The 21,645-nt window shown below is 74.5% G+C and carries 20 protein-coding genes; 15 read left to right on the top strand and 5 right to left on the bottom strand.

The features are described from left to right. Positions 1–112: 112 nt before the first annotated feature. Positions 113–1,375: a hypothetical protein gene (locus BJY16_RS34665; protein ID WP_185043768.1), complete on the bottom strand. Its 1,263-nt coding sequence runs from the start codon at positions 1,373–1,375 to the stop codon at positions 113–115. Between the two features lie 133 nt (positions 1,376–1,508). Here BJY16_RS34665 and BJY16_RS48720 point away from each other — a divergent pair, with 133 nt between their 5' ends. From BJY16_RS48720 to BJY16_RS34635, 6 genes are read left to right on the top strand one after another with little or no spacing between them, the layout of a single operon-like run. Further along, entirely contained in the window at positions 1,509–2,651 is a 1,143-nt protein-coding gene (locus tag BJY16_RS48720) for a sensor histidine kinase (RefSeq protein WP_185043767.1), read from the top strand. Further along, the gene (locus tag BJY16_RS34655; RefSeq protein ID WP_185043766.1) at positions 2,648–3,322 is read left to right on the top strand and encodes a response regulator; all 675 of its coding nucleotides are present in this window, start codon (positions 2,648–2,650) and stop codon (positions 3,320–3,322) included. The genes BJY16_RS48720 and BJY16_RS34655 overlap by 4 nt, the downstream gene beginning before the upstream one ends. 36 nt (positions 3,323–3,358) lie before the next feature. Then, complete coding sequence (locus tag BJY16_RS34650) at positions 3,359–4,504, top strand: sensor histidine kinase (protein ID WP_185043765.1); 1,146 nt, start codon at positions 3,359–3,361, stop codon at positions 4,502–4,504. Further along, positions 4,501–5,193, top strand: coding sequence for a response regulator (locus tag BJY16_RS34645; protein ID WP_221503185.1), 693 nt, complete (start codon positions 4,501–4,503; stop codon positions 5,191–5,193). The genes BJY16_RS34650 and BJY16_RS34645 overlap by 4 nt, the downstream gene beginning before the upstream one ends. A gap of 36 nt (positions 5,194–5,229) precedes the next feature. Beyond that, entirely contained in the window at positions 5,230–7,281 is a 2,052-nt protein-coding gene (locus BJY16_RS34640; RefSeq protein ID WP_185043763.1) for an MMPL family transporter, read from the top strand. After that, entirely contained in the window at positions 7,227–7,691 is a 465-nt protein-coding gene (locus tag BJY16_RS34635) for a hypothetical protein (RefSeq protein ID WP_185043762.1), read from the top strand. Before BJY16_RS34640 ends, BJY16_RS34635 begins: the two co-directional genes overlap by 55 nt. Before the next feature lie 18 nt (positions 7,692–7,709). Here BJY16_RS34635 and BJY16_RS34630 read toward each other — a convergent pair whose 3' ends face one another. After that, entirely contained in the window at positions 7,710–8,591 is an 882-nt protein-coding gene (locus BJY16_RS34630) for a tetratricopeptide repeat protein (protein ID WP_185043761.1), read from the bottom strand. Between the two features lie 95 nt (positions 8,592–8,686). Between BJY16_RS34630 and BJY16_RS34625 the strand changes: the two genes are divergently transcribed. From BJY16_RS34625 to BJY16_RS34605, 5 genes are read left to right on the top strand one after another with little or no spacing between them, the layout of a single operon-like run. Next, positions 8,687–9,544: a hypothetical protein gene (locus BJY16_RS34625; protein WP_185043760.1), complete on the top strand. Its 858-nt coding sequence runs from the start codon at positions 8,687–8,689 to the stop codon at positions 9,542–9,544. Beyond that, positions 9,541–10,197 (top strand): DUF4129 domain-containing protein, encoded by a 657-nt coding sequence (locus BJY16_RS34620; protein WP_185043759.1) that lies wholly within the window; start codon positions 9,541–9,543, stop codon positions 10,195–10,197. Before BJY16_RS34625 ends, BJY16_RS34620 begins: the two co-directional genes overlap by 4 nt. Further along, the gene (locus tag BJY16_RS34615) at positions 10,194–11,495 is read left to right on the top strand and encodes a DUF4350 domain-containing protein (protein WP_185043758.1); all 1,302 of its coding nucleotides are present in this window, start codon (positions 10,194–10,196) and stop codon (positions 11,493–11,495) included. Before BJY16_RS34620 ends, BJY16_RS34615 begins: the two co-directional genes overlap by 4 nt. Further along, positions 11,492–12,454, top strand: a complete 963-nt coding sequence (locus BJY16_RS34610; RefSeq protein WP_185043757.1) for an AAA family ATPase — start codon at positions 11,492–11,494, stop codon at positions 12,452–12,454. The genes BJY16_RS34615 and BJY16_RS34610 overlap by 4 nt, the downstream gene beginning before the upstream one ends. Continuing rightward, the gene (locus tag BJY16_RS34605) at positions 12,451–13,773 is read left to right on the top strand and encodes a DUF58 domain-containing protein (protein ID WP_185043756.1); all 1,323 of its coding nucleotides are present in this window, start codon (positions 12,451–12,453) and stop codon (positions 13,771–13,773) included. Before BJY16_RS34610 ends, BJY16_RS34605 begins: the two co-directional genes overlap by 4 nt. On the opposite strand, the gene BJY16_RS34600 is transcribed toward BJY16_RS34605, so the two are convergent. Further along, positions 13,770–14,756, bottom strand: a complete 987-nt coding sequence (locus tag BJY16_RS34600; protein ID WP_239177926.1) for a stage II sporulation protein M — start codon at positions 14,754–14,756, stop codon at positions 13,770–13,772. The genes BJY16_RS34605 and BJY16_RS34600 overlap by 4 nt on opposite strands. A gap of 83 nt (positions 14,757–14,839) precedes the next feature. On the opposite strand from BJY16_RS34600, the gene BJY16_RS34595 reads away from it, so the two are divergent. Next, positions 14,840–15,886 (top strand): RDD family protein, encoded by a 1,047-nt coding sequence (locus tag BJY16_RS34595; RefSeq protein WP_239177927.1) that lies wholly within the window; start codon positions 14,840–14,842, stop codon positions 15,884–15,886. 277 nt (positions 15,887–16,163) lie between these two features. On the opposite strand, the gene BJY16_RS34590 is transcribed toward BJY16_RS34595, so the two are convergent. After that, positions 16,164–17,519, bottom strand: coding sequence for a HEAT repeat domain-containing protein (locus BJY16_RS34590; protein ID WP_185043755.1), 1,356 nt, complete (start codon positions 17,517–17,519; stop codon positions 16,164–16,166). A gap of 152 nt (positions 17,520–17,671) precedes the next feature. Here BJY16_RS34590 and BJY16_RS34585 point away from each other — a divergent pair, with 152 nt between their 5' ends. Continuing rightward, on the top strand, positions 17,672–19,183 hold the full coding sequence (locus tag BJY16_RS34585; protein ID WP_185043754.1) for a pyridoxal-phosphate dependent enzyme: 1,512 nt from the start codon (positions 17,672–17,674) through the stop codon (positions 19,181–19,183). 41 nt (positions 19,184–19,224) lie between these two features. Further along, a complete protein-coding gene (locus BJY16_RS34580; RefSeq protein WP_185043753.1) occupies positions 19,225–19,887 on the top strand; it encodes a hypothetical protein in 663 nt (220 codons plus the stop codon). A gap of 442 nt (positions 19,888–20,329) precedes the next feature. On the opposite strand, the gene BJY16_RS34575 is transcribed toward BJY16_RS34580, so the two are convergent. Beyond that, positions 20,330–20,815 (bottom strand): SRPBCC family protein, encoded by a 486-nt coding sequence (locus tag BJY16_RS34575; protein ID WP_185043752.1) that lies wholly within the window; start codon positions 20,813–20,815, stop codon positions 20,330–20,332. Positions 20,816–21,263: 448 nt separating this feature from the next. Between BJY16_RS34575 and BJY16_RS34570 the strand changes: the two genes are divergently transcribed. Further along, entirely contained in the window at positions 21,264–21,644 is a 381-nt protein-coding gene (locus BJY16_RS34570; RefSeq protein WP_185043751.1) for a hypothetical protein, read from the top strand. The last annotated feature ends 1 nt before the right edge of the window (position 21,645 follow it).

Genomic DNA, 21,645 nt, shown 5'->3' with positions numbered 1-21,645 from the left:
GGAACCGGCGGCTCGTGGTCGCCGGTTCACCGTGCTGCCCCACGTTCGTCGGGCAGCGCACGGTCGCACATCGGCACGCGACCGGCAACGCGATTACGCCGGGCGAATCGGGTCAGCCGCCGACCGGGACCGGCGCGGCCGGGGCGGGCCGCGGCGACCGGGCCATCAGACCGAAGCCGGCGAGCAGCAGCAGCGGGCCGGTCACCCCGATCGGGCCGAGGCCCAGCCCGAGGAAGGCGACCACCCCGGCGACCACCAGCGCCGTCTGCCACCAGCGCGCCACCCGGCTGACCGCCGCGCCGACCGCGACCGCGATCAGGCCGAGCAGGCTGAGGACCATGCTGGGCAGCGCCCAGCCGAAGGTGAACGACGCGTAGCCGCCCATGGTGTCGGTGACCCGTTTCGCCACCTCCGCGCCGTAGGCCTGATGGGCGGCCAGGTCGGCGCTGTCACCGAGCATCAGGCCGCTGAAATTGATCAGGGCGAGCACCGTGACGCCGGCCGCGACCTGGGTGAACCGGTTGGCGCGGGCGGCCAGGTACAGCACGGCCGGCACGAACAGCACCCAGCCCAGGTGCAGCAGCAACGCGCTGACCTGGGTCAGCGTCGGGTCGTTGCCGAAGTCGCCGTCGGCGTCCGGGACGGTCGCCATGCCGGCCGCGAAGGCGAGCGGGGCGGCGTACAGCGACAGTCGTCCGAAAGCGCGCCGGAAGGCGCCGAACGCGTCCGGGCCGTCAGCGGCCGGCGGCCGCAGCAGACGCCGGGCCGCGGCACCATAGGCGCCGATCAGCACCACCGGCCCGAGCAGATTGACCGGTACCGGAGAGATCGCGAACGCCAGATACAACGCGGTCCCGGCCAGCGCGGCCCCGGCCGTCCACCAGTCGATCACCCGCCCGCGCGCGGCGGCGATCGGCGTCAGCACCAGCGCGATCCCCCAGCCGAGCAGCCCCGGCCACTGCCAGCCGGCCGCCGTGACGGTCAGCGCCCGCAGCTTCGTGTCGAAGAGCGCCACCTGGGCGTCCGGCAGGTTCTGCTCCAGCGCGAGCAGCACGAAGTCGTTGGCCATCAGCGCCGAGAACGTGGTCAGCCCGACGATCGTCGCGACCCAGGCGATGCCGGCCGGCACCGCGCCCCGCTGCCGGATCGGCGCGAGCAGGCCCAGGAATCCGGGCACGAAGAGCACCCACGCCCAGTGCAGCAGGATCGCATGCCACTGCGCGGCGTCCGGGTGCTGCCGGTAGATCCCGTAACCCTGGTCGTCGCCGAGCGCCGGGTCCACCCCGGTCGCCACGGTCAACGCGATCGGCGCGGCCACCAGGCACACGGCCGCGGCTTTCCGCCACATGAGAATTCCCCCCGTCGTCGTGGACATGGCCGATGACGTTACGAACGTGGGGGCGTGGCGTCGTCCGTACCGAAATCGATCCGCTCTCCGTCGCACGGCGGACCTGATGTCATCCCGCGGGTGGGTCCGGGCGGGCGGCCCCGGCCCGTACGGTCGACGCGTGACTGATCGCCTGGCCCGGGTCCGCCGCGGTGACGTGGCGCTGACCGCCGGTTTCGTGGTGTTCGCGCTGATCGAGGAGCTGCTGATCCGGATGCCCGGCGGCTGGTGGCCGTTCGCGCTGGCCGCGGCCGCCGTGCTGATCCTCTTCCGGCGGCGGTTCCCGCTGCTGGTGATGGTGCCGAACACGATCAGCGTGCTGAACATGTTCTACGTGCCGGCGACCGTCGGCGGCGAGGAGACGCTCAACTTCCGGCTCTGGGAGCTGGTCTCGATGATGATCGCCACCTACACGGTGGGCCGGTGGGTGCCGCCGCCCGGACGGTCCCGGCGCGGCGTCGCCGGTCTCGGCCTGGTCCTCACCACGGTGGTGTGCTATCTGGTCAGCAACGACGAGGACCCGATGGCCGCGCTGTTCTTTCCGCTCGCGCCCTACGTGCTGGGGGTGGTGCTGGCGGTGCAGGCGCGGCGGCTGGCCGACACCGCGGCGGCCCGGGCCGAGCTGCGCGAGCGCCAGGCCCGGGAGGCGGTCATGGAGGAGCGGGTGCGGATCGCCCGCGAGTTGCACGACATGGTGGCGCACAGCGTAACGGTGATGGTGGTGCAGGCCGGCGTGGTGCGGCGCCGGATGGAGGCCGGCCTGCCGGTCGATCCGGAGCTGCTGCGCGGCGTCGAGTCGGCCGGCCGGGACGCGGTGGTCGAGCTGCGCCGCACGCTCGGGTTGCTGCGCGGCGAGGGCGACACGCTCGCGCCGGTCGGGCTGGACAACCTGGACGAGCTGATCGGGCAGTTCCGCGAGGCCGGGCTGGCGGTGACCGTCCGCCGGGCCGGGCAGGCCGCGCCGCTGCTGCCCGCGGTGGACCTGTCGGCCTACCGGATCGTCCAGGAGGCGTTGACCAACGTGCTCAAGCACGCGCCGGCGGCGACCGCGGAGCTGACCGTGGACCATCGGGCGGACGGCCTGCACCTGGCCGTGGTCAACGACGGCCCGGTGGTCGCGGCGAGCGCGGAGAGCACCGGGCACGGGCTGATCGGGATGCGGGAGCGGGCCGGGCTCTTCAGTGGCGAGCTGAGCGCCGCGCCGCGCCCGGAGGGCGGGTTCGCGGTGCGGGCCCGGCTGCCGATGCCGGTGCCGGTCCGATGACGATCAGCGTGGTGATCGCCGACGACCAGCGGATGCTCCGGGCCGGGCTGCGGATGGTGATCGAGACCGAGCCGGACATGCTGGTGGTCGGCGAGGCCGGGGACGGCGCCGAGGCGGTCGCGGTGGCCCGGCGGCTGCGCCCGGACGTGGTGCTGATGGACATCGCCATGCCGCGCCAGGACGGGCTGACCGCCACCCGCACCCTGCTGGCCCAGCCGGGAGCGCCGCGGATCATCGTGCTGACCACGTTCGACACCGACGAGAACCTGTACCGGGCGCTGCGGGCCGGGGCCAGCGGCTTCCTGCTGAAGGTCTCCTCCCCGGAGCACCTGATCACCGCGATCCGGGTGGTGGCGGCCGGCGAGGCGCTGCTCGACCCGGCGGTCACCACCCGGGTGATCTCGGCCTTCGCCGACCGGCCCGGCCCCACCCCGCCGCCGGAGCTGGGCGAGCTGACCCCGCGCGAGGCCGACGTGCTGCGGCTGATGGCCCGCGGCAGGTCGAACGGCGAGATCGCCGCGGCACTCACCGTCGGCGAGGCGACGGTGAAGACGCACGTGGCCCGGGTGCTGATGAAGCTGCGCCTGCGGGACCGGGTCCAGGCGGTGGTCTACGCCTACGAGTCCGGCCTCATCCGTGCGGGTGAGCCGCCGGATGGTCCGCGCGCATGATGCCCGGCCGGCACGGTGATCTCTAGGGTCGGTGGGGTGGACAGCGGCACGGTACGACGGTGGTTGGCCCCGCTCGGCGACGTGCTGCTCGCCCTGGCCGTCTTCGCCCTCAGCGTGCAGGCGATCGTCACCGACGGCGGTGACTGCGACTGCCAGGTGACCGCGTGGACCTACGTCGCCGCGGCCGGGCAGGCGTTGCCGATCGCGGCCCGGCGGGCCGCCCCGTTCGCGGTGAACCTACTGGTGGCGCCGAGCGCGATCATCTTCGCGACGGCGGACTGGCCGGCCCTGCCGGTGCCGCTCGGCCCGCTGATCGCGATCCACGCCGCCGCGTCCTACGCGCACCGCTGGCAGGCGTCGCTGGTGCTGGCCGGCGCGCTGGTCGCGGTGCCGGTCACGCTGCTCGGCCGGGAGGCCGGCACGGACAGCGTCGAGGGCCTGCACACCGTGCTGATCATCGTGATCGCCTGGCTGCTCGGCTGGGTCGGCCGGTACCGCCGGACCGCGCTGGCCGAGGCCGCCCGGCGCGCCGCGACGCTGGACCTGCTGCGCGACGCGGAGCGGGCCGGCGCGGTGGCCGCCGAGCGGGCCCGGATCGCCCGCGAGATGCACGACCTGCTCAGCCACTCGGTCAGCGTGATGGTCGTGCTCGCCGAGGGCGGAGCCGCGGCGGCCGAGGCCGGGCGGGGCGGCGTCGCGACCACCTTCGACAGCATCGCCGGCCGGGGCCGGCGCACCCTGGCCGAGCTGCGCGCGATGCTCGGTGTGCTGCGCGCCCCGGCCGAGACCGGCGGGCTCCAGCCGCTGCCCGCGCTGGCCGACCTGACCGGCCTGGTCGCCGAGACCCGGCAGGCCGGTGTCCAGGTCAGCCTGCACGGCCCGACCGACGCCCCGGTCAACTCGGCGGGCGGCCTGGCCGCGTACCGGATCGTGCAGGAGTCGCTGACCAACGCGGTGCGGCACGCGCCCGGCGCCCCGGTCCGGGTCGAGGTCGGCGCCGACGACCAGATGCTGACGGTACGGGTGACGAACCGGGCGCCGGATCCGTCGCGACGCGGCACCGGGCATGGGCTGCGCGGGATGCGGGAGCGGGCGGCCAGCGCCGGTGGCACGCTGACCAGCGGGCCGGTCGACGATCAGTGGGTGGTCGACTTGCGACTGCCGCTGTCGGAGAGGGGCTGACCGTGCCGATCCGGGTGCTCGTGGTCGACGACGAGGAGCTGGTCCGTACCGGGATGCGGTTGATCCTCGAGTCGCAGGACGACTTCGTGGTGGTCGACGAGGCCGGTGACGGCCGGGCGGCGGCCGACCTGGCCGGGCGGCACGGCCCGGACGTGGTGCTGATGGACGTCCGGATGCCGGTGCTGGACGGGGTCGCCGCCACCGCCGAGGTGCTGCGCCGGTCACCGGCCACCAAGGTGATCATCCTGACCACGTTCGACCTGGACGAGTACGTCTTCGACAGCCTCCGGGCCGGGGCCAGCGGGTTCCTGCTCAAGGACGCGCCGCGCGGCGACCTGATCCGGGCGGTGCGCGAGGTGGCGGCCGGCCGGTCGCTGCTCTCCCCGGCGGCCACCCATCGGCTGGTCACCGAGTTCGTCCGGACCGCCGGGCGCGGCCGGCGGCCCGCCGTGCCGCCCGGGCTGGGCGGGCTCAGCGCCCGCGAACGGCAGGTCCTGGAGCTGGTGGCCCGCGGGCTGAGCAACGCCGAGATCGCCGGCACCCTGGTGGTCAGCGAGAACACCGTGAAGACGCACGTCGGCGCGCTGCTGGCCAAGCTCGGGCTGCGCGACCGGGTGCAGGCCGTGGTCTTCGCCTACCAGCACGGGGTAGTCCCCGCGGAGGAGTCCGAAGACCGTTCCGCCGGGTGAGGGCTTCCCAGCTCAGCGTGCCTAGCGTCAGCCGGCATGAGATTCCTGGCGAGACCACGGGTACGACTCTGGACGGTGCTGGCGCTCTGGCTGACGGCGGTGGTGGCGCTGTGGCCGGCCGCCCAGCGGATGGCCGACCGGGAGACCGGCACGGCGACCATCGAGCTGCCGGGCGGCGCGGACAGCACCCGGGTCCGGGCGGTGCTCGACGCGGACGGCGGGGACCACGACGACAGCGCGGTGCTGGTCCTCGCCCGGGCCGGCGGGCTGACCGGGGCGGACCGGGACTGGCTGGCGGGGGTGCGGCGGGAGCTGGGGCGCACGCCGTACCGGGCCGGTGCGATCGTCGCGGCGGCCGACGGGACGGCCGCGCTGCTGCCGGTCGCCCACCCCGACGCGGAACACCTGGTGCCGGCGGTCCGGGCGGCGGCGGCCAGGCCACCGGCCGGCGCGACTGCGCAGGTCACCGGCCCGGCCGCGCTGGACATGGACGCCGACGACGTGGAGGCCGGGACGGACGCCACGCTGCTGATCGGCACCCTGCTCGTGGTGGTGGCGCTGCTGCTGCTCACCTACCGCAGCCCGGTGCTGTGGCTGCTCCCGCTGCTCGCCGTCGGCACCGCGCTGGTCGTGGCGCAGGCGCTGGTCAGCTGGTTCGGCGCGGTGGGCGGCGAGTACTCCGGGCTGACCGGCAAGATCCTCACGGTGCTGGTCTTCGGGGTCGGCACCGACTACGCCCTGCTGCTGGTCGCCCGGTACCGGGAGGAGCTGGTCCGGGACGCCGACCGGTACCGCGCGATGGGCCGGGCCCTGCGCCGCACCGCCGGCACCGTGGCGGCGGCCGCCGGAACGGTGATCGGCGGCGTCCTGTGCCTGCTGCTGACCGCGGTGCCGGAGACCCGTGCCCTCGGACCCACCCTGGCCCTGGCCGTCGCGGCGACCGCGCTGGTCATGCTCACCGTCCTGCCGGCGCTGCTGGTCCTCTGCGGACGCTGGATCTTCTGGCCACGCATCCCGCGCCCGGGCGCCGCCGCGCCGGCCACCCCGCTCTGGGACCGGATCTCCGGCGCGGTCGCCGCCCGGCCGGTCCGGGCCGCCGTGGTCAGCGCGCTGCTGCTGCTCAGCCTCGGCCAGGGGGTCGGCGCGCTGCGCTGGGGCCTGGACCCGATCGAGCAGTTCCGCACCCCGCCGGAGTCGGTCACCGGGCTGCGCACGGTGGCCGCGCACTTTCCCACCGAGCACCTGGACCCCTTGGTCATGCTCGCCGAACCGGCCGTCGCGGAGCGGGCCCGCGCCGTCCTGGCCGGCCAGCCCGGGGTGCGGGCCGTCGAGCACACCGGTGACCGGCCCGGCTGGACGGTCTTCGAGGTACGGGTGGCCGCGTTGCCGTTCAGCCGCGCCGCCCAGGACACCGTGGCCCAGCTGCGCCGGGCGCTCACCGCGAGCGTCGGCGCCGGCGCCCTGCTCGGCGGCCCGGCCGCCGAGACCCTGGACAGCGGGACGGCCGCCGAACGGGACCTGCTCCGGGCCGGCACCGCGATCCTGGCAGTGATCGCGGTGGTGCTGTGCGGGCTGCTGCGCCGCGTCCGGCTGGCCGCCGCGCTGCTGGCCGCCGTGCTGCTCACCGCGGTCGCGGCGGCCGGCGTCACGGTCGCGGCCGGCCGGTACGCGTTCGGCTTCGCCGGCCTGGACGCCCGCATCCCGCTGTTCGCGCTGGTCTTCGTCCTCGCCGTCGGCGTCGACTACAGCATCTTCGTGCTCAGCCGCTACCGCGAGGAGGCCCGGACGCACGACCCGGTGACCGCGATGCGCCGGGCGACCGGCGCCACCGGCGGCGTGGTGACCAGCGCCGGGGTGGTGCTCGCCGCGACCTTCCTGGTGCTGGCCGCGCTGCCGCTGGTCGCCCTCACCCAGCTCGGCCTGGCCGTGGCGACCGGCATCCTGCTGGACACCTTCGTGGTCCGCACGGTGCTGATGCCGGCCCTGGTGATCCTGCTCAGCCGCCGCACCGGTCCCGGTGCCATCATCTCCGGATGGAGATCGTCCTCGACCCGCCGCACGGAGCCGGCCCGGTCCGCCTCGGCATGACCGCCGGCGAGGCCCGGGCGGCGCTGGCGTCGCTCGGGCCACTCGCCCCGGGCGGCGAACTCGCCGTCGACCTGCCCACCGGCCTGCGGATCAGCGTCGGCTTCGGGGTGGCCGGCCCGACCGCGCAGCGGGTGAACGCCATCGAGCTGTTCCGCCCGGACGAGGACGCCGGGGTCGTCGTCCGGTTCCGCGACGTAGCGGTCTTCGGGGAGTCGGCGGAGCGCGTGGTGGCCGGGTTGCGCCGGCACACACGCGTCGACGAGGACGACGAGGCCTGCGGTTTCGTCGCTCCGGAGCTGCTGCTCGCGCTCAGCCTCGACGACGAGCGGTTCGCGTCGGTGCTGGTCGCCCGCCCGGGTTACTACGACACGCCGGCTCAGGCCGCGGCCCGCGACGAGCCCGGCTACTGATCTCGGCGCCCCGCCCGGTCATTCCGGCAGGTCGGGGACGGCCTTGGCGCGGGCCTGGCAGTCGGGCGGGCAGTCGTCGTGGTAGTTCGGGTTGCGCTGGGCGCCGGTGATCAGGTGGGCCAGGCCGAGCAGGTTGTCGCGTTCCGTCAGGCGGATCGCTTCGGCGTCCAGGTCGTCGAAGCGCCGCTGCTCGGCGAGCAGCCAGCCGAGCTGGAGGTAGGGGCCGCGACCGGAGGCCTGGATCACCTCGGTCGCCTCGGCGAACCGGCCCGCCGCCGCCAGCGACCGGAAGAGCCGAGGGCGGGCGGTGTCCTCCCCAGCCACCAGCGCATCCCGGTAGGCCGTGATCGCCTCGTCCGGCCGGCCCAGCTTGTCGTAGAGCTCGCCCAGCGGCCAGCGCCGCGCGCCGCCCTCGGCGATCGCGGCGCGGTAGGCGCGGATCGCCTCCTCCGGCCGGTTCGCCTGGCGGTACATCCGGGCCAGAGCGCTCCCGGCGGCCGCGTCGCCGTCCGCGACCATCGCCCGGTGGTTGGCGATCGCCTCGTCCAGCCGGCCCAGCTTGCGCAGCATCTCGCCGACCGAGCGCCGGGCGGTCCGGTCGCCGTCCCGGACCAGGGCCTGCCACTCGGCGAGGGCCTCGTCGAGCCGGCCGAGATCCTCCAGCAGGTGGGCCAGACCGATGCGGGCGCGGGGCAGGCCGGCCGCGACGGCCGCCCGCCAGTCCGGCTCCGTCTCGTGCAGGCGTCCGTGCTCCTCCAGCAGGGCGTCCAGCTGACGCAGCGGCTCGATGTCCGCGCTGTCGCGGAACCACTGCCGCAGGACGGCGGCGGCCTCGTCCACCCGCCCCTGGCCGGCCAGCCAGTCGGCGCGGTCGCCCGGCGGCACCGGCTCGTTGATCATGGGCATCACGGTAGGGGATCGGGCCGCACCGGACGTCGACAGGTTTGCTCACACCGGGCGGCGGCTTGTCGTACCGGTCGGCTAATCTGCCCGCCATGCGGGGAGAGGCGGCGGGATCGCGCCGGATACCGGCGATCCTGCCGTTACGGGCGACGACCACGGGGGAGTCGCTGGACGGCGCGGTCGCTTTGTTGCGGCAGCGGGCGCTGCCGCTGCTGGTCGCTGCGGCGATCCTGGCGGCGGGCGAGCAGTGGTTGCTGACCCTTGTCGGTGCGGCTGAGGACCTCCCCGCCGTCTACGACTGGACCCAGGCCGACTTCGACGTGTGGTGGCCGAGCATCGCGACCGGCCTGGCCCTGGAGGTCGGCATCATCGCTCTGCTCGGCGCGTTCGCCGGGGCGGCCGCCGGGCCGGCGCTGCTGGGCCGCGTGATGTCGCACCGGGAGGTGCTGCGCCGCAGCCGGCCGGGACGCGCGCTGCTGATCGCGGTGCTGCTGACCGCGGTGGCCTGGCCGGCGGCGTACGCGGGCCTGGTCGGCTTTGTGCTTCTCTATGGTCTGTTCGGCCTGGCCACCGTGATCCTGACGATGGACCGGGTGGGTAACCCGGTGACCGCGCTGATCCGGTCGGCGCGGCTGTCCGGGCGCGGCCTGCGGGTGGCCCGGATCCGGATCCTCGGTTTCCTGGTCTGGCTGGGCATCCGGTTCGCGCTCGGGGTCGGCTGGATGGCGGTGGCCGGCCTGATCCTCGGTTTCTCCCGGCCGTCCTGGCTGGGCTGGGCCGCGACCTTCGCCTGGACCCTGGCCAACACGGTGGCCTACGCGGCGCTGGCCTGCCTGGACGCGGTGCTGCTGGTCGAGGCGCGGATCCGGACCGAGGGCCTGGACATCGCGCTGAACCGCAGCCGGTCGCGCGGCGAGGACGAGGCGGCGACGCTGGTGGTCGCCCGATGATCCGGGACTACGACGAGTTCCTCGGGCGGCTGTTCGACCGGGTGTCGGCACCCACCGTGCTGCTCATCCTGATCGCACTGACCAGCCTGATCGCCCTGCTGTGGTATTTCTTCCCGCGCTGGATCCCGCGGCGGATGCCCCGCCTGCGCGCCCTCCGGCGCCCCCGCTTCCGGCTGCCGAGATGGCGGCTGCCGAGATGGAAACTGCCCAAGTGGCAGCTGCCCAGGTGGCGCCGGCGCCGCAAGGAGAAACCGAAGGTCAAGGCGAAACCGGCGCCGGCGGTCGCCGAGCCGGTCGACGAGGAGGCCGAGGCGCCCGCCCCGGCCCCGGTCGGCGGCCTGTCGCTGGCCGACCGGCTGGCGGCCGAGGGGCGCTACGCCGAGGCGATCCGGGAGCGGCTGCGGGAGACCGTCACCGACCTGACCCGGGCCGGGGTGATCACTCCGCAGCCGGGCACCACCGCGCTGGAGCTGACCACGGCCGCGGCCGGCAACCGGCCGGTGATCGGGCCGCCGCTCGGCGGCGCCACCGAGATCTTCTCGGAGATCTGGTACGGCCGCCGCGACGCGCGCCGTGACCACGACGACCGGATGCGTGCGCTGACCGCCGAGGTCCGCGCCGCCCTCACCTCACCGCCGGGAGGGCAGCGATGACCGCCACCGCCGGCGACGTGCGCCCGGAGGTCGTGCCGAAACCGCAGCGCGACCGGCGCTGGCTGCGCGTCGCGATCCCGTTCCTGGTGCTGTTCACCCTGCTCACCGGCACGCTGATCGCGCACGCCATCGAGCAGCCCGACCCGGAGGACGCCGCCTACCTGTCGCCGATCAGCGGCGAGGGGATCGGCTCCGCCGTGCTCGCCGGCCGGTTGCGCGAGCGCGGCGTGACGGTCGTCCGGGAGACCACCAGCACCGAGGCGCTGCGCGAGCTGTGGAGTTCCCGGGACGGCGCCACCCTGTTCCTCAGCACCCCCGGGCTGGTCGACCTGGGCAAGGTCAGCGACTTCGGCGACCTGCCGCCCGGCACCCGGGTCGTGGTGGCCGCCCCGCCGGCGGCGGCGCTGCGGTCGAGCAACTGGCCGGTCGCGGTCTCCGGCAGCCGCTGGACCACCGCGGTCACCGAGCCCGGCTGCACCGACCCGGTCGCCACCGCGGCCGGTCCGGCCGCCGTGCACAACCTGCGCTTCGCCCCGGAGACCGCGTCGAACTGCTACGACGACTCGCTGATGACGGTGATCACCGGCGGCGTCACGGTCACCTTCGTCGGCGCCGCCGACCCGTTCCGCAACGACCGGATCGACGAGCACGGCAACAACGCGCTCGCCGTCGGCCTGCTGGCGCAGACCGCCCGGGTGGTCTGGCTGGACGCGCATCAGCGCGAGGTGCCGCCGGCGTTCAGCCCGCCGCCGAAAAGCAAGAAGCCCGAGCCGCGCCGGTCGACGAGCACCGCGCAGCCCACCGACACGGACCAGCCGGACGAGACCGAACCGGTCGACGAGCCGACCCAGGCGCAGCAGGACGAGCCGAACCCGCTCGCCGAGGCCTTCCCGCCGGCGTTCTGGGCGACCCTGGCGCTGCTCGCGCTGGTGCTGCTGGCCCTGGCGGTCGCCGCCGCCCGGCGGCTGGGCACCCCGGTCGCCGAGCCGCTGCCGTCCCGGGTCCCGGCCAACGAGACCATGCTCGGCCACGCCCAGCTCTACCAGCGGGCCCGCGCCCGCACCGCGTCGCTGGACGTGCTGCGCGCGGCGGCCCGGCGGCGCCTCACCGAGCATCTCGGCCTGCCGCCGGACGCCACCATCACCGACATCGCCGAGCACGCCGGCTACGAGACGGACGACGTCCGGGAGATCCTCGCCGGGGTCCACCCGGACGATGACGACGAGCTGATCGCCGCCGCGATCGCCGTGCAGGACCTGGTACGCGAGATCACCGGATTTGAAGGAGACCAGCCGTGACCCCCGATGCCCATGAAGCCCGCCTCGCCCTGGGCCGGCTGCGCGCCGAGGTCGGCAAAGCCGTCGTCGGCCAGGACGCGGTTGTCGGCGGTGTCCTGGTGGCCCTGCTCTGCGGCGGCCACGTGCTGCTCGAGGGTGTCCCCGGCGTCGCCAAGACGCTGCTGATCCGGTCCCTGGCCACCGCGCTCGACCTGGACACCAAGCGGGTCCAGTTCACCCCCGACCTGATGCCCGGTGACGTCACCGGCTCGCTGGTCTACGACTCGCGGACCGCCGCGTTCAACTTCCGGGCCGGTCCGGTCTTCACCAACCTGCTGCTCGCCGACGAGATCAACCGGACGCCGCCGAAGACCCAGGCCGCGCTGCTCGAGGCGATGGAGGAGCGCCAGGTCAGCGTGGACGGCACGCCGCGCCCGCTGCCGCAGCCGTTCCTGGTCGCCGCCACGCAGAACCCGATCGAGTACGAGGGCACCTACCCGCTGCCCGAGGCCCAGCTCGACCGGTTCCTGCTCAAACTGGTCGTGCCGCTGCCCGAGCGGGACGCCGAGCTGGCCGTGCTGCGCGCCCACCACAACGGTTTCGACCCGCGTGACCTCAAAGCCGCCGGGGTGAACCCGGTCGCCGGCGCCGCCGACCTGGCCGCCGGGCGGGCCGCCGTGCAGCGCGTGCAGGTCGCCGACCCGGTGCTTGCCTACATCGTGGACCTGTGCCGGGCCACCCGGGTCGCCCCGGCGCTGGAGCTGGGCGCCTCCCCGCGGGGCGCGACCGCGCTGCTGGCCACCGCCAAGGCGCACGCCTGGCTGAACGGGCGTGACTACGTGGTGCCGGACGACGTGAAGGGCTACACCCTGCCCACCCTGCGCCACCGGGTCCGGCTGCGCGCCGACGCCGAGCTGGACGGGGTCACCGTCGAGTCGGTGCTGGCCGCGGTCCTGGCCGCGGTGCCGGCCCCGCGATGATCACCAGGCGTTTCGCCGTCCTGCTCGCGATCGGCCTGCCGCTGCCCGCGCTGCTGCCGTCGCCGTGGCTGGTGGTGGCCGGGGTGCTGGCCCTCGCGGCGGCGCTCGCCCTGGTCGACCTGGCGGTGGCCGGCTCGCTCGCCGGGGTGCGGCTGCGCCGCGACGGGGACCGGACGGTGTGGCTGGGCCACTCGGCCAGCACCACGCTGACCGTCACCAACGCCGGGGCGCGGCCGATCCGGCTCGGGCTGCGGGACAGCTGGGTGCCGTCGGCCGGCGCCGGGTCGCAGGCCCACCAGGTCGAGCTGGCGCCGGGCGCCGAGCACGCGTTCACCACCACGCTGACCCCGACCCGGCACGGCGACCGGCCGGCGGTGCGGGTGACGCTGCGGTCGTACGGGCCGCTCGGGCTCGCCTACCGGCAGCGGCGGCGGGCGTGGAACGACACGATGACGCCGGCCTGGACGCTGCGGGTGCTGCCGCGCTTCCCGTCCCGGCGGATCCTGCCGGAGAAACTCGCCCGGATCCGGGTGCTGGACGGGACCGTGGTCACCCGCGGCCGCGGTCACGGCACCGAGTTCGACGTGCTCCGGGAGTACGTGATCGGCGACGACGTGCGCTCGATCGACTGGCGGGCCAGCGCCCGGCACCACGACGTGGTGGTCCGCACCTGGCGGCCGGAACGCGACCGCCGGGTGATCTGCGTGCTGGACACCGGCCGCACCTCGGCGGTCCGGATCGGCGACGCGCCCCGGCTGGACGCCTCGATCGACGCGGCGCTGCTGCTGTCCGTGCTGGCCGCCCGGGCCGACGACCGGGTCGACCTGATCGCCCTGGACAGCGCGGTGCGCACCCGGGTCGAGGGCGGCGGGCACCGGACCCAGCTGCCCCGGCTGATCGACGCGATGGCGTCGCTCGAACCGGCCCTGGCCGAGAGCGACTTCGCGCTGCTCGCCCGGGAGCTGCTGCGCCGGGACCGGAAACGCTCCCTCGTGGTGATCTTCACGGCGCTGGACACCGCCCCGATGATCGAGGGCCTGCTGCCGGTGCTGCCGCGGCTCGCCGCCCGGCACAAGGTGATCGTGGCCGGCGTCCGGGACCCGGCGGTCGCCAGGCTGGCCGTGCTCGGCCCGAGCGAGTCGGTGACGGCGGCGGACGTGCACACCGCGGCGGCCGCCGAGCGGGTGCTGCACGAGCGGGACCGGGTCCGGGACGTGCTGGCCCGCTCCGGGGCGACCGTGGTGGACGCCGACGCGGACACCTTCGCCAGCCAGGTCGCCGACGTCTACCTGCTGCTCAAGGCGTCCGGGCGACTCTAGGCGGTCGGCAGGTCGGCGCGGTCCGGCCCGGCCGGCCGGTTCTCGTCCGCGATCCGGCCCCACACCAGGGCGTACCCCAGGAAGGTCAGCCAGACCAGGGCGCCGATGCCGATCCGGACCGGGGCCGGCAGCCCGGACGGGGTGACGAAGGCCTCCAGGACACCGGCCACCGCCAGCGTTGGCACCAGGCCGACCGCGACCACCATGCCCTCCCGGGCCCAGGCGACCAGCGACTCGCGCCGGGTGCGCAGCGGGCCCGGCGCGATCCACGACCAGCCCAGCCGCAGGCCCACCCCGGCGCCGACGAACAGGCAGGTGATCTCCAGCAGGCCGTGCGGCGCCAGATAGGTCAGGAAGGTGTCGCCGGCGTCCTGGCTGACCATCATCCCGCCGACCACGCCGGTGTTCAGCAGGTTCGTCGCGAGCAGGTAGAACACCGGCAGGATGAGCACCCCGGCGGCCAGGCACTGCGCGGTCAGCAGGGCGTTGTTCGTCCACACCTGCAAGGCGAAGTTCTGCGCGTGGTACTCGCTGTAGTAGCCGACGAAGTCCTGGTCGACCACCTTGTCGATCTCCGCGTCGCTGGCGAAGAGGGCGAGCACGTCCGGGTTGGCGGCCATGTACCAGATCAGCGCGGCGCAGGCGGCGACCAGCAGCACGGCGAGCGTGCCCCACCATCGGCGGGTCCGGTACAGCGCGCCGGGGAACCGGAAGACCACGAAGTCGGCGACCGGCCGCCAGAAGCCCCGGCCGCTGCGGCCGGTCACCGCCGCCCGGCCGGCCAGCACCAGGCGGGACAGCTCGGCCAACATGATCGGATCCGGGTTGCGGCTGCGCAGCACGGACAGGTGGGTGGCCGCCCGCTGATAGAGCACGACCAACTCGTCGACCTCGGCGGCGGTCAGGTCACGCCGGGTCGCCAGCACCTCGAGCCGGTGCCACTCGCCGCCGCGCTCGGCCACATACGCGTCGAGATCCATCATCGTGCCGCCCCCGCCGTCCTCGTTGACGGCAGCGTAGTGGACGCGGTGTTCCCGGGCTGGCCCCGGTGGTGTTGACTGTCCGCGTGAACGCCGTCCCGCCCGCTGTTCCCGCCGCCTCCGCGGTCGGCACCCCGGCCTCGTCCAGCGCCGGTCCCGCGTCGCCGACCGGCCCCGGGCTGGTCCCCGCCGGTCCCGCGTCGAGCGGCCCCGGGCTGGCCACGGCCGGCCTCGGGCTGGTTACCTCCGGGTCCGCGTCGAGCGGCACCGGGCTGGTCACGGCCGAGGCCGTCGCGCTCGACCTGCGGCCGGCCCGGCTCGGCTCCCGGGCGATCGCGCTGGCGATCGACATCCTGGTGGAACTCGCGCTGGCCGGCATGGTGATGCTGGTGGTCGGCATCGTGCTGGCCATGCTGCCGGACAGCGTCGTCGACGACGCGCTGGTCAGCGGCATGATGACGATCGTGCTCGCGGTCGTGCTGCTCGCCTACCCGACGATCGTCGAGACCAAGACCAACGGGCGCAGCCCGGGCAAGTCCGCGATGGGGCTGCGGGTGATCCGCGAGGACGGCGGCCCGATCACGGTACGACACGCGTTCACCCGCTCCCTGATCGGTTTCACCGTCGAGTGGCCCGGCCTGCTGCTGCCCTTCCTCACCTGGGCCGGCAGCCTGGTCACGATGATCGCCTCGGACAAGGGCCGCCGCCTCGGCGACCTGGCCGCCGGCACCCTGGTCGTGCACGAGCGACGCCCGGTCCCGTTCCGTTTCGTCCCCGGCATGCCGGGCGGTCTCGCCCCGTGGGCCGCGACCGCCGACCTGTCCGCCGTCGACGACGAGCTCGCCGGCCAGGTGCGGCAGTACCTGTCCCGCGCCGCGGAGCTGAGCGAGCCGTACAACAGCAGTCTGTTGCACATGCTCGCGTACGAGGTGGGCGCCCGGGTGACGCCGCCCCCGCCGGCCGGCACCCCGCCGTGGCTGTTCCTCTGCGCGGTGCTGGCCGAGCGCCGCCGCCGGTCGGCCGCGCAGCTGGCCGCCGGACGCCTGGTCACCGAGCGGGTGCTGCCCGGCTTCGGGCGCGCCGGCCGCTCGTTCCCAGCGATGCCGGTCCGTCCCGCCTCCCCGTCCCGCTGATCCATCGGCTTCCGCCTGGCTTTCTCTGGTGCGGACGCTTGGCTTCCACCGGCTTGTCCCGCTGATCGCTCGGCTCCCGTCCGGCTTCCCCGGCTTGTCCCGCTGATCGCTCGGCTTTCGCCCGGCTTCCCCGGCTTGTCCCGGTGACCGCTCGGCTTTCGCCCGGCTTCCCCGGCTTGTCCCGGTGACCGCTCGGCTTTCGCCCGGCTTCCTCTGGTGGGGCCTTTGTCTGGTGCTGCCGTGGGCGGCACGCTCGCAGGGGACCTGCCGCCCACGGTCATACCTGCCGGTCGATCAGCTGCTGCAGCTGGGTGGTGGCGATCCAGACCAGGGTCGGATCCGGATCGTCCAGGTAGCGGCGCAGCACCGGCATGGCCGCCGCCGGATCGAGGTGACGGAGCACGACCGCGACCCGCTGCCGGACCACCGGCTCCGGATCGTCGGCCAGGGCCAGGACCAGCGGAATCCAGCGCGGACGGTCCCGCACGGTGGCGAGTGCGCTGACCGCCGCCGCCCGCACCGGCGCGGCCGGATCGCCAGCCAGCGCGACGATCCGCTGCGCGGCTCGCGGATCGTTCTCGATGGAACGCGTCAGCGCCTTGGCCGCCTCGACCCGCCGCGCCGGCGCCGGATCGGCGGCGAGCGCCAGCAGCGGGGTCAGCGCGTCGTCCACCCCGACCGTGCCGAGAGCCGCCTGCGCCGCCTCCCGGACTGATCGCTCGGCGTCGGCGCCGAGCCGGAGCAGCAACGCCACCGCCTCGGCGCCACCGAGCCGGCCCAGAGCGTGCGCGACCGCCGTCCGCACAGAGGGCGCCGGATCGGCGACGAGCCCGGCAAGCGTCCCCACCGGGTCGGGCACGCCATGGCTCGCTGTGGGTGCCGAGTCGGCCGTGCGGTCGGCGGGTGTCCCGACCGGATCCTGCGCCCTATGGCCAGCTGCCGGCACCGGGTCCGGGGCGGGTCGGGTCAGCGCGCCGCTCTGCGGCCGCGAGTGGGCTCTGGCCGCGAGTCTCTCCGCGGTGCGGCCGCGCTCGCCCACGAAGCGGACGGCCGCAACCCGGACCTCCTCGTCGGTGCTGCGCGAAGCCCCGACCAGAGCCGGATAAGCCGCCAGATCGTCCGCGTCGGTGAACGCGGCGACGAGCCGGTCGACCGCGAGCAACCTGACGTCCCGATCAGAATCAGTCAAGGCGCGAGTGAGCAGCATGACATCGGCGGAGCCGGGCAGGTCGCCGAGCGCCCGGAAACCGGCCAGGCGCTCGGCGACCGTCTCACCCGTGGCGAACCAGGTGGCCACCCGTCGCCCCTCGCCGGGATCGGCCCGCGTGAGCCGGGCGATCTCGCCGAACAGATTCTCCTGATCGTCATACAGCTCGCGGGTCGCCGCCCGCAGCAGGACCGGCAGCGCAGCCGGCCCGGCGACCGCGGCCAGCACGGTGGCGATCAGGTCCCGGCCGAACGCGTCCCCCTCGTCGAGGAACCGGTCGAGATGCGCATGCAGCGCCGGCAGCAGCGTGACGTCCCGCGTACTGATCAGCAGATCCATGTCGGCGGCGAGATCCTCGCCGAACTCGTCAGCGTGCCGGACCACCCGCTCGAGCGCGGCGCGCGTGTCGCCCTCGGACACACTCATCGGAGTCCGTGCCCGGTCGCGGTGCGCGGCGAATCGTCCGTGATCATGTCGTCTCATCTCCCCGTCGCGGTCTGACGGGAGCAATCTACGAGCCGGGTGCGACAGAAATCCGCGCGGCGGAAGTTGTCGGACCCCCGGCATACGGTCGTGCCATGAGTTTGGCGACCGGGCAACGATCTCTGGGTGACAGGGCCGTGCACTATCCGCTGTGGCCACCGCTGACCAGCGGCTGCCCGCGGACGAGCACGGCCGAGGCCGACTATCCGCTCGAGGTCGACTACGACTACGACCGGGTGCCATCCGACCTGTTCCGGCCGGCGGTCGGGTCCGGTCTGGATCGCTGGGCGCCGCTCCTGCCACCGCTGCTGGCGTCCGGGCTGGGCGAGGGCGGCACGCCGCTGATCGAGCTGGAGCCGGGCGTCTTCGTCAAGGATGAGTCGCGTAATCCGACGTGGAGTCACAAGGACCGGCTGAACAGGTGCACGGTGAGCGCCGCGGTCGGGGTGGGCGCGCCGGGCGTCGTGGTCGCGTCGTCCGGCAACCACGGGTTGTCGGCGTCGGCCTTCGCGGCGCGCGCCGGGCTGCGGTCGGTGATCATCACCGGTCCGGTCGCGCCGGCTTTCCTGCAGACCCACGGGGCCGTCGTGCTGCCGGTGCCGTGGGAGGCCCGCTGGCCGCTGATGCGGCAGATCGTCGACCGGTGTGGGCTGCACCCGGTGAGCAATCTGACCGCCACGCACACCGGGCACCCGTTCGGCCCGGAGGGATACAAGACCATTGCGTACGAGATAGCGGCCGAGATCGGCACGCCGGCCGCGGTCTTCGTGCCGACCGGTTATGCCGAGCTGCTGTTCGGGATCGGGAAGGGGTTCGCCGAGCTGCGGCGGCTCGGCCTCGCCGACCGGGTGCCCCAGCTGGTCGCCTGCGAGCCCGCTGCGGCTGCGCCGCTGACCAGAGCTTTACGGTACGACCAGCCGACCGCCGTGGTCGAAGTCGGTCAGACCGACGCGTTCTCGATCATTTCCGCGGTCAGCGGCTATCGCGGTGTCGTCGCCGTCCGGGAGAGCGGGGGAGCGGCGCTCGCACTCACCGACGACCAGTTGCGGGCCGCGCACGCCGAGCTGGCGCGCGCCGGCATCTGGGCCGAGCTGTCCAGCGCCGCCGGTCTGGCCGGCCTGCGCAGCGTCCAGTCCGGCGACGGAGCCGGCCTGGGTGCCCTGGACGGCCCGGTCGTCTGCATCTCCACTTCCACCGGCCTGAAGAACTGGACCGCCCGACCCAGCGACGGTCGCCAGCAGACCGGGGATCGGAGAGGGGCTGGCCGGCGGCAGGACGACCAGTGGCGTGCGGACCAGTGGTCCAGCGGGGACGAGCGGCTTCGCGGGGAGGAGCGGCTTCGCGGGGAGGAGCGGCTTCGCGGAGAGGAGCGGCAAGAGGCGGACAAACGGCGGCAGGGAGGTCAGTGGCCGGACGGGGGCCCGCGAGTTGCCGAGCAGCGTTGGAGTAGGGAGGGATCGGAAGCAGAGTTGCCGGAGGAGGGCCACGAGGTGTCGGGGCGGCGATGGAGCGCGGAGCGCCCGGGCGATGGGGCGTTTGTCGAGCCGGTGGGGACCGAGTGGGCGGACATCCGGCGCAGGCTGGAGGAGGGAGGACTGGTTTCCTAGGATGCCGGACACGGTGTGGCGGAGGCCGTAAGCTGCTGTTGATGTTGACCGATGAGCAGGCCGCCGACTATGTCCGGCGATACGACGGCGTTTCCGCGACGATCCTGACCGACGGATCCGGGCTGGTGGCGCGGCGTGTCTTCTGGCTCACCATGTTCGACGGGTGCGCGGAGTCCGAGCTGATCGGGGAGCTGTTCGGCGGGGAGGACGAGGACATCGCCGGTTTCTCCGACGAGCTGCGGGCCGCCGAGCGCTGGCCGGTGATTCCGATCGGGGAGCGGTTCGCGCAGGTCATCTGGCACGGGCATGACTTCGAGGGCGGCGACGACTACGTGGTGCTGACCCCGGGGCGGGCCATCTCGGTCGCCGCTCGCGAGGGTCACGGCTACGGGCCGGGGCTGTCTTGGGCGGAGTTCGACCGGCTCGCGACCACGCCGGAGCGGTTGCTGCTCGCGCTGCCGGCGTTCGGCGACGCGGACGCCCCGCCGGAGGCCGCCGACCGGATCGCCGCGGCGTTCACCGCGGTCGGGAAGGACGCCCCGGCCGCGGCAACCGAGGCCGCTCGCCAGATCCTGGACAACCCGGCCCGGTGGACCACCGACGAGGATGTCCTGGTCTGCGACGGCGACTATGCCGTACGCAAACGCGGCGGCCTCCCGGACGCCGACCTCCGCCTGGTCACAGCGACCCTGGCCACCGCCTGACCCGACCGCTACCTCCCACCCGTTGGCCCTGGGTCGTCGGCTGTGCTCGGGCATCCACCCACGACGGCCAGCGCGGCCACGGCCAGCGCGGTGACGCGGCGCGGTGACGCGGCGCGGTGACGCGGCGAGGCGGCGCAGCGAGGCGGCGCAGCGAGGCGGCGCGGCGGCGCGGCGCGGCGGCGCGGCGGCGCGGCGAGGCGGCGCGGCGAGGCGGCGAGGCGGCGCGGCGCGGCGGCGAGGCGGCGCGGCGCGGCGGCGCAGCGAGGCGGCGCAGCGAGGCGGCGCAGCGAGGTGAGGCGATGGCATGACCGTTAGCGTGACCACGCGAAGGCGGCCCGCGCTGGCGTCCCGGCGGCCAGTGCAGCGACGCGATGGCGTGACGGCAGCGTGACCGCAAGGGAGACCCGCGCCGGTGTGGCGGCGGGCGGTGTGATGACGGCGGTCATGGGGTGAGCTGGGTCTGGGTGGTCATGGCGGCGATGGTGGTCAGCATGTTCGCGCCGAGGGTGGCGAGTCTGCTGTCCAGGGATCGCTCATCGGCGTTGGCGGCTACCCGCATGCCGGTGATGCCGGGGCCGTGGCGGAAGGTCTGGCGGACCAGGGTCGTTTCTGGGTGCCGGCCGTCCTGGAGTTCGTAGCGCCACAGCGAAGCAGGAACTCCGTGCTCGTCCAGGGCGGTGAAGGCGAACACCGCCGGACGGTCGAACTCGGTGATCTCGCAGGTCACGGTACTGACGAAGCCGTCCGGGTAGCGGTTGTGGCCGACGAAACGGGCGCCCGGGACCAGTTCCGGCGGGGCGTCGATGCGGACTGTCTCGGGGCTCCACTCGCCGATCCGGCCGATCGCGGTGATCAGTTCCCACATGCGCTCGCGCGGCACCGCTACCAGGCGCGCGACCGTGACCTCGGCGTCCGTGACCAGATCCATGCTTCGCTCCACTTCCTGCGGACTCGTCGGGCCTCGCCGGTGATGACGAGGCCTCATCAAGGTGACGAACGGCGGTCGCGGAAACGGACACCCACGCCGATGACGAGGCCTCATCGAGGTGACGAGCGGCGGTCGTGGAAACGGACACCCACGCCGATGACGAGGCCTCATCGAGGTGACGAGCGGCGGTCGTGGAAACGGACACCCACGCCGGGGAAGTGGACCGGGGCTTCGGTGCCGGGCAGAGGGCCGTGCGGTCGGTGCCGGTGAGTGACCGGCCGGGGATGGTGCTCCGGTGCGGCGCCGGGAGGCGCCGCGGCCGAGGTGGGGTCGGCGCGGCTGCGGTTCGGGTGGCGGCTCACAAGATATCCGCACGGTGTGGCACAGCGGGGGCACAGACGGCGCGGTGATCGTGGGTTCATCACCGGTTCGTTGAGGGGAGCGCCCGATGCGCCAGCGTTCACTGTCCGTTCTTGTCGCCGCGGCTACCGGGCTGGCGATGAGTGGCTTGGCGGCCGCGCCGGCTCAGGCCGTGACCGTCGGGCGGCATGCGGAGGTGCCGACCGAGGCCCGGCTCACCGTCGCGGACACGACGGAGTCTTCCGCGGTACGCACGGGAGCCGCCCGCTTCGTGCTGGCGTCCTGGGAGCGCCATCCGCTGCCGACGCTCGCCGTGGTGGCGCCGGTCCAGACCGCGCCGGCCGCCCCGGTCCCGTCCCTGCTCTGGACCAGCGGAGTGGCGACGGTGGCGGACGACCGCACCCTGCGCCGGGCCGGCGGCGCCACCGGAGCGGAGCCGTCCCGCCGCCCGGCCTCCCAATACACCTGAT

Origin of the sequence: Actinoplanes octamycinicus, from assembly GCF_014205225.1 — a bacterium.
GTDB classification, from domain to species: domain Bacteria; phylum Actinomycetota; class Actinomycetes; order Mycobacteriales; family Micromonosporaceae; genus Actinoplanes; species Actinoplanes octamycinicus.
The sequence above is the reverse complement of the archived record's forward strand: the minus strand, read 5'-3'. Positions and strand labels throughout refer to the sequence as shown.